General features: G+C 42.3%; 5 protein-coding genes and 2 pseudogenes. 2 read left to right on the top strand and 5 right to left on the bottom strand.

Features of this window, described 5'->3' with window-relative positions; translation table 11 throughout:
• Positions 1–39: 39 nt before the first annotated feature.
• The 3 genes and pseudogenes from VE944_RS19305 to VE944_RS34165 all read right to left on the bottom strand — a co-directional run.
• Positions 40–285, bottom strand: a complete 246-nt coding sequence (locus VE944_RS19305) for a hypothetical protein (RefSeq protein WP_324980391.1) — start codon at positions 283–285, stop codon at positions 40–42.
• 285 nt (positions 286–570) lie between these two features.
• Complete coding sequence (locus tag VE944_RS19300) at positions 571–1,089, bottom strand: universal stress protein (protein WP_324980388.1); 519 nt, start codon at positions 1,087–1,089, stop codon at positions 571–573.
• Between the two features lie 330 nt (positions 1,090–1,419).
• Positions 1,420–1,904 (bottom strand): annotated as a pseudogene (locus tag VE944_RS34165) (transposase); the annotation flags it as partial.
• A 192-nt stretch (positions 1,905–2,096) separates the two neighbouring features.
• On the opposite strand from VE944_RS34165, the gene VE944_RS19285 reads away from it, so the two are divergent.
• Positions 2,097–3,542 carry an MFS transporter gene (locus VE944_RS19285; protein WP_324980385.1) on the top strand — a complete coding sequence of 482 codons (1,446 nt, stop codon included), beginning with the start codon at positions 2,097–2,099 and terminating at the stop codon, positions 3,540–3,542.
• A 419-nt stretch (positions 3,543–3,961) separates the two neighbouring features.
• Here the strand turns inward: VE944_RS19285 and VE944_RS19280 are convergent, their stop codons facing one another.
• Entirely contained in the window at positions 3,962–5,272 is a 1,311-nt protein-coding gene (locus VE944_RS19280) for an aminopeptidase P N-terminal domain-containing protein (RefSeq protein ID WP_324980382.1), read from the bottom strand.
• A 594-nt stretch (positions 5,273–5,866) separates the two neighbouring features.
• Between VE944_RS19280 and VE944_RS19275 the strand changes: the two genes are divergently transcribed.
• Positions 5,867–7,114, top strand: coding sequence for an FG-GAP repeat domain-containing protein (locus VE944_RS19275; protein ID WP_324980379.1), 1,248 nt, complete (start codon positions 5,867–5,869; stop codon positions 7,112–7,114).
• Positions 7,115–7,182: 68 nt separating this feature from the next.
• On the opposite strand, the pseudogene VE944_RS19270 reads toward VE944_RS19275, so the two are convergent.
• Positions 7,183–7,323, bottom strand: a pseudogene (locus VE944_RS19270) (MBL fold metallo-hydrolase); the annotation flags it as partial.

Raw genomic sequence — 7,323 nt, 5'->3', positions numbered from 1 at the left:
GAATCATGCGATGCCTGCGGTGTTCTCGTTGCCATTGCCTTAAGCTTGCGATGTAATCGAGCAAGATTTTGTCTTAAACGGCTGTTTTCTCACATCACTCTCATCCCGCAACCCTTGATTTTCTGACTCCAAGTTTTTAACCTTTGAGTTTAATTCCTCTACGAGGTTCAATAATATCTCTACGGTGCAACGTATTGATTCATCTGCAATACCTGAAGGGTCGATGGTTTGCAGTAACTCTGATGCTGACTTGTCACTCGAAAGAAGCTTTTGCTTTTGCGTCATGTGTCATAAAATATGACACTGTGTCTACCTCGCCCACCTTATTTTCCTCCGCATACCCCTAATTATTGAGCCGATACGTTTGAGGTACTATAGTGTTTTCTTGTCACCAGTTACCTACTTGTAGTTTGGCTTGTCGAGGTTAAAGGAACCAAAATATCTTTTTTCCTTCACTTCCAAGACTTTTTAGGGTGTTTTGTTCGGCATATCAGAGCGCTCTGATAAATATGCAATGGTTTCACTCCCTGAATATCTCTAATTATATCAATCCGATGCATTAACTCTGCTTCATTCGTCTTGAGCAGATTCAGTATTCATTTTTGATATGTGTTGCATAGTCAGGACTGAGCAGGGAGCATTGTGGAGTACGTAATTGCTGACACTGCCCAAGGCTAACTCACTCAAACCAGATAAACCCTGACGTCCAACTAGGATTAAGTCAGCACCCCACGTAGAGGCTAAGTTACAGATGGTTTGACCAGGATTACCAGGGGATTGGATGAATTCTGTACTCACGCCTGCTAGAGTTGCTTCATCCGTACACGATTGTAGTAGCTCTAGACCTTGCTTTTCCAAAACCTCCCACCGCTGGTGATTGAACTCCAAAGTTTTTTTACTCATTACGGGATATGGATAGTAATCCTGCCTGGGAAGTATAGGTATATTTACTCTCGCCTGTTCTTCACCCGACAGAACATGCAACAGCATAAGGCTGCCCTTGCTCGCTTTTGCTAAAAATAAGGCTTTGTTAAAGACATCCTTGGCGGATGCAGAGGTGTCGACTGCAACTAGAATCTTGTGAAACATATAGACTTTCTCCAAACTGTTGTGACTCCATATAAGAGCTGATTTATAAAGGTTCTCTTTAGGCAGCAAGGGGCTTCAACATTAAGCGCACTATTGCCGTTTCGCTCATCAACTCGCTCACGCCTGGCAATAGTTCATAGTCCGTGGTTTGTGCCATGCAACCAGCGAAACCACCCAAATGTACACTCGACAACCCGACTTTTGGCAATACGTTAAATTATGCTTCGGTTCACTTAATAATTTCAACTTTGGCACCACAAACCTGCAAAAAGGCTTGGGTGAACTTCTCCTTACTGTAGCCCTAGTCTATCTAAATCACAACTAACATAGATCAATCTTAGTTCCTTTCTTTCTATCTCCTGTCTCATCACTAATTAAAATGATTGGTCTACCTTTTAGTATCTGTAAAATTAGTTCTAAACGCAAAGCTTTTAACTTCTCTACATCCCAAGATGATCTTGTTAAGAAATGATGTAGCGCTTGATAGTTATCTCAGGGCAAACGCATCTAAAGTATAAAAATCTTTTAATAGCAAGGGTTTCGGCGTTTTTTAATTGAGCCTATTTTTTCGTCAAGATCCTTATCCAGCAGGGGTTTTAGAAATCCCATGCGTTTGCCCTGATAGTTATCTAATCCGACAATTTTTGCTATTTGGGGGAGGCTTTTGGGTTTTAAATCAGAAATACATCCTATATTCCTATATGTAGATACTTAAATGCTTCAAAAAGCCTAACATCTGAAAACAGCTTTTTATACAACAGACAATATTCGTCCACAAAGTTGATGGTTTGTACGGGTGAGCGAAGCTCTACCATACTCTGTATCTTAATGATATTTTTGTATATTATTATACTATTGATAAGGTGACACAACAGGGCTAATAACCCCTCATTCCCTAACGTATTTTCAAAAAGATTGTCCCAGTAGGCTGATGCACGCCTACTGTTCTCTAGATTAAACCAGCAATTGAGGCCGCGTTAACTCTTTTTAAATTTTGGCTATTCAGTATGTTCCAGGAAGTAGAAGACGAAAGCTTATTAACAAAGATCCCTCTCCCCATTCAGGAAATCCCAGAGGATAGGGAATTAACAGAGACGGTAATTCTTCCCACAAATCTGCCTATTAAACTTTCCAAACCGCAAATTCGCACAAGTCTCAGGGCATTAACTCTCGAGAGTCTCTTCGCTGCGGTTTTTTACAGCATCATTGGTTCAGCGTTGCTCAGTAATTTCTTGCTAGAGCTGGGTGCCGGGCCACTAGAAATTGGTTTGCTCGCCTCTATTCCTCAGTTGGTGAATCTGCTCCAACCTCTGGGAGCTTATTTGGTAGAACGAAGTACCAGCTTCAACTGGTATTGCATGAGCATTTTCATCCCGGCGCGGCTACTGTGGATAATTCTTGTGCCAGCGATTTGGTTGGTCAGCTCATCTAACCATATCACTAAGCACCAAGTGGTGCTGTTGACATTGGGAATTATGTTAGTGGCTAATATCATTGAAGCTTTCGCCCGTGCTCCCTGGATGACCTGGACGGCTGTGTTAGTACCTGGGCGGTTGCGGGGGCGGTATTTTGGCTTTCGCAATAGTGTTCTCAGTTTGATGAATCTCATCGGTGTGCCGTTGCTGGGTCTAGCAGTATCGATCTGGCCTAGTGGAACGCTCCAAGGCTACGGTGCAATCTTGGTTCTAGGAATTGCGATTGGGCTGCTTAGTCAGGGCTGTCAGTTCTGGATGAGCGATGTGAACCCGCAGCTTTTAAAAGTCGTGGGGTCAGATATACCCCAACCATACCGCAGCGGGATACATCTTCGCTTCCTCAATGACCCCAATTTTTTGAAGTTACTGCTTTACCTTGCAATTTGGTGCTTTGCCGTTAACGTCAGCGCTCCCTTCTTTAATCTCTACATGCTAGATGACCTAAATATAGATGTCAGCTTAGTAACAATCTATAACGGTTTAGGATCTGGTGCTAATATGCTGCTGCTGGTTTTCTGGGGTAAACTGTCTGACCGGATTGGGAATCGTCCCATCATGTTATTAGTAGGAATCTTGGTGGCGGTGACGCCTCTATTATGGCTAGTAGCTGGCAATGATTCAATTTCTCTTTGGATATGGTTACCCTTTTTACACTTGCTGGGATCTGGGACGTGGGCGGCCATAGACCTGTGTACCAACAATTTGATGATGGGAGTGGCACCAGTGACTAATCAATCCACTTACTTCGCGATCGCCGGAGCAGTAGCTGGTGTCACTGGAGCAATGGGAATCATAGCTGGTAGCTTTCTCGCGACTCTGCCTGGTGCCGGTGGCTTACTGGGACTGTTTGTTCTTTCAGCCGTCCTACGGACGGCTGCTCTCTTGCCCTTGGTTTTTGTTCAGGAGCAAGGCTCTGTATCTCTGGGTCAGCTTTGGCGAGTCCTATTCTCAGTCAAGCAGCAAAGAGTACCGATTTGACAATATTGAAGGGGTCAAATGAGCATCCGTGCAGAAACTTACACGCTTGGCTGTAATCCTTGCTGTGTAAGCATTCTGTCCATCAATATTTCTGGCAATTCTTAAAGTACCAATTAACCTATAAGTTATTTGATACAGCTTTTTTGTACGGCACAGCAGTGGTTTGAGGCTTCTAAATTTCAGAGGCTTCAATTGGTACAGGTTTCTCGCAGGTAGAAAGGATGTTGAAAACAGGTCATCAAGTCCAAGCGCGTAAGTTTCGAAATGGATGCTCATTTCACCCCCTATGCACGGCTAAGGTTTAACTATCATTTTTTATAAGTGCATGAATTACCCCGGCTTACTTTGTTGAAGCCGGGTTTTCTAACGTCTCCCAATTTGGGAGAGAGACTTTGAAATTAGCCCTCCTTCTCCCTTTTTTATCTTTCCACTTCATCCACTGCTTTGGGAACTCCCGCAGTTAACACCTCATGTCCATCAGATGTAACTAACACATCATCCTCAATCCGAATACCAATGCCAATCCATCGAGGATCGGTCTCTGGTTGGTCTTCTGCTAGTTTGGTGTCAGGCACAATATATAGTCCCGGTTCCACTGTCAAAATTTGGCCTGGTTGTAAAATCTGTGGTTTATCTTCACCGTGCTGGTAAACACCTACATCATGGACATCTAAACCTAACCAATGACTGGTGCGGTGCATATAATATGGCTTATATTTCTCTTCTTCAATTAACTTATCAATTTCACCTTTGAGGATGCCAAGTTCAACTAAACCTTCGGTGAGAACGCGCACTGCTGTATCATGAACTAATTTGAAGGGATTACCTGGTTTTACTTGAGCGATCGCTTGTTTTTGCGCCTCCAATACAATCTCATACAGCGTCTTTTGTTCTGGCGTAAATTTACCCCCAACAGGAAATGTTCGTGTAATATCCGAGTTGTAATAACCGTAAGCACAACCGGCATCAATTAGTAGTAATTCTCCATCCTGCATTTGACGATTATTTTCAATGTAATGCAGTACGCAAGCATTCACACCGGAAGCCACAATCGAAGGATAAGCTGGCCCCATCCCACCCCGGACTCGAAAGATGCGTTCCATCTCCGCTTGAATTTCATACTCATAACGTCCGGGTGCGGCAATTTCTTGGGCATAATTGTGTGCTTCAGTGGCGATCGCAACTGCTTGACGCATCAACCCCAATTCAGCTTCACTTTTGATCAATCTCATGCTGTTGAGGACAGGGCCTGTATCTTCAATAGCGATCGGCCCAGTACCGCGTTTAGGATAAGTTCGTAGTAAGCTTTGGTAATGTCGCAGGATTTGGTCATTGAAAGTGCGATCGCGTCCTAAGTGATAGTAAATCCGGCTAGCTTTTTCCAAATACTGCGGCAACTTTTCATCTAACTCGCTAATGGGGTACGCTTCATCAGCACCATAAATTTCCTTGGCTGCATCTACCCCAGAAAGATAACCAGTCCATACTTCCTTTTCGCGATCCTTTGGTTGGACAAACAGCACAAACCGATGTTCTGAATGATGCGGCGCTAACACCGCTACTGCCTGTGGTTCATTAAAACCAGTCAAGTAGAAAAAATCACTGTCTTGGCGATAAACATACTCGACATCGTTGTGCATCACTGCCATTGGCGCACTGCGAAAAATGGCTGTGCCATCACCAATTTTTGCCATTAACTGCTCACGACGCTGCCGATATTCTGCTTGCATAGCTGATGTATGTATTAAAGTATTGTGTTATTTTACACTTTCGACAACTAGAGGAAGCATTGATGCATCTTAATAGTTGCTTATCTAAGTTATTCTAACCAATATTTGTTTCAACTCAAGTTATAAATTATTGGAGAATAATCAATTTTATTGAAAAGTTAAGATATCCCACTTTTAAAAGGAGCAGGCTATTTTATTATTCATCGATAATTTAGGCTTACTACCCAAGCTACTATAGCAATCCTAATGTGATTACATAGTGTAGATATTTTAATGTAACCGAGTAACATTTATATAAATGTATATGTTTGAATTCAAAATTTAGAATGTCAAAGAAAAGACATAAATTAATCAAGTTTTATCTGCAAATTATTATATAAAACACAAAAAATATTTTGCAATTGTTTGTAGAGAGCTTGAAATTCCCATAATAATCGTTTAAAATCAGCATATATTTATCTTCAAAGAATAATATTTATAAATAAAAAATAGTTATAAAGAAATATTGAAAGTCTAATAAATGTTATTTGGTTACAGAAAGAGGTTTCAAAAAAAAGTTAAAAGAATATAACAACCAGTCATAAAAAAAACACCATGTTTGGAAGTAACCCGTCCTCAAGCTTGCCTACAGCTAAATTGGCATCAGATTCCTTCCGAAAATCACAAATATTGTTATCTTCTTTTGATAATATAACTTCTTCAGATTTGGATTCTTCAAGTTTTGTGAATAGGAGTTCTTCACAAGCAAAACAATATGAATCGGTAACCCAGTCTGCATTTGGATCAGCAAATCCCAATCCTAATCCTTACTTAACTAGTGCGGCGATTACTCCTGACTTTAACGGTGATGGCAAAACGGATAAAGTTTGGGTCGATTCTACAACCGGTGAGATTATCATTCGGTTGATGGATGGGACAAAAGTTGTTGAGCAGGGTTCTCTGGGTAATTTCGACCTAACTGCCTATGATTACAAAATTGCTGACTTCAATGCTGATGGCAAAACCGACTTCTTATTACGCAATAAGACAACCGGTGAGAATAGCATTGCGCTAATAGATGGCACAAAAGTTGCTAATGCGGCTTCTCTAAGCAGCGTTGACCCAGCTTGGACTCCTCAGATTGGCGATTTTAATGGCGATCGCAAAACCGATATCTTCTGGCATAATAACCAAACTGGTGAGAACGCTATTTGGGAGATGGATGGCACCACCGTTCTGAATGCAACTGTTTTAGACACAACAGACGCAGCACTAACTCCTACCATTGTTGATTTTGACGGCAATGGCAAGAGTGACATCTTCTGGCGCAATCAGACAACTGGCGATAATATCGCTTGGTTTATGGATGGTACACAAAAGACTGAATTTGCGCTGCAATCACAAGATGCCGCCTGGACTGCTAGCGTTGGCGATTTCAATGGCGATTTAAGCACTGACTTGCTGTGGAGAAACGCTCAAACAGGTGAGAACAAGGTTTGGACGATGAATGGCATCTTAGTCACAGAAGGCGCTCTAGGGACACTTGACTCATCCTGGACTTCTAAAATTGGCGATTTCAACGGTGATGGCAAGACCGATATCTTCTGGCATAATGGAACCACAGGTGAGAACACCGCTTGGTTGATGGATGGTACAACAGTTGCTACTGAAGCTTTCTTACCGACTAATAACGCGGCTTTGACACCATCTCTTGGCGACTTCAACGGCGATGGTAAGACCGACATCTACTGGCGCGACCAGACAGCAGGTACAGACAACATTTGGACTATAAATGAGACGACAGCCGTTGAGACTCCCATCAGCGACGCAGATAAACTTGGCCCACAGTGGTATACATTCTAAAAGCTGTAGAGACGCGATTAATCGCGTCTCTACAGGAGTCAGAAATCTTCTACTGCTTTCCCTGCTCGTCAAAATTTGTAACTCAAAACCTGAATCACGCTATTTTCCGGCAAATCTTTAGGGCTAATGGAAATACTATCTCCATTGCTACGCCGCACTGTCATACCTTGCATCACGGTCAGAAAATTATCGAGTGGTGAAATATCGCA

Source organism: Nostoc sp., from assembly GCF_035638895.1.
Classification (GTDB): domain Bacteria; phylum Cyanobacteriota; class Cyanobacteriia; order Cyanobacteriales; family Nostocaceae; genus Nostoc.
The sequence above is the reverse complement of the archived record's forward strand: the minus strand, read 5'-3'. Positions and strand labels throughout refer to the sequence as shown.

Excerpts from the sequence above, each read along its gene's own strand:
- VE944_RS19305 (WP_324980391.1), bottom strand. The coding sequence starts at position 285 with ATGACGCAAAAGCAAAAGCTTCTTTCGAGTGACAAGTCAGCATCAGAG.
- VE944_RS19300 (WP_324980388.1), bottom strand. The coding sequence starts at position 1,089 with ATGTTTCACAAGATTCTAGTTGCAGTCGACACCTCTGCATCCGCCAAG.
- VE944_RS19285 (WP_324980385.1), top strand. The coding sequence starts at position 2,097 with ATGTTCCAGGAAGTAGAAGACGAAAGCTTATTAACAAAGATCCCTCTC.
- VE944_RS19280 (WP_324980382.1), bottom strand. The coding sequence starts at position 5,272 with ATGCAAGCAGAATATCGGCAGCGTCGTGAGCAGTTAATGGCAAAAATT.
- VE944_RS19275 (WP_324980379.1), top strand. The coding sequence starts at position 5,867 with ATGTTTGGAAGTAACCCGTCCTCAAGCTTGCCTACAGCTAAATTGGCA.